Origin of the sequence: Corallococcus praedator (assembly GCF_003612125.1) — a bacterium.
GTDB lineage: Bacteria > Myxococcota > Myxococcia > Myxococcales > Myxococcaceae > Corallococcus > Corallococcus praedator.
Genome location: NZ_RAWI01001290.1, coordinates 1 through 406 on the forward strand (window position 1 = coordinate 1; position 406 = coordinate 406).

Below are 406 nucleotides of genomic sequence, written 5' to 3' on the forward strand. Positions count from 1 at the left end.
GTGCCAACACCTTTCGCGGCATGTATATCCGCCAAATCGCGCTGATTCAAGAATTTGGTGGACAGCTAGAATTGCTGCATCGCCGTCGCTACGATCGAGGCACCTCCCCCTATGCGCCTACCTGAAGAACCCGATATTCCTCCCCAGATTAATATCGTGCCTATGATCGATGTGATCTTCGCCCTTCTAACATTTTTTATTGTCTCGACGTTGTATTTGACTCGATCGGAAGGTCTGCCCGTTAATCTGCCCGGAGCCAACACGACGCAAAGCCAGCCCCAAAGCCAAGTCGTGATCACGCTCAACGCGCAGGGCGGAATTTTCGTCAATCAGCAGCCGACGCCCTTAAATAATTTGGCTCAGCAGGTGCAAGCGCTCACTCAACCCACCAATTCTGCCCTTGTGG

General features: G+C 52.5%; 1 protein-coding gene. It reads left to right on the forward strand.

Annotated features, from left to right (window positions below; genetic code table 11):
* Positions 1 to 162: 162 nt before the first annotated feature.
* Positions 163 to 406 (forward strand): ExbD/TolR family protein (locus D7Y13_RS44120; protein ID WP_208734726.1); only part of this gene is annotated, 244 nt, incomplete at its 3' end.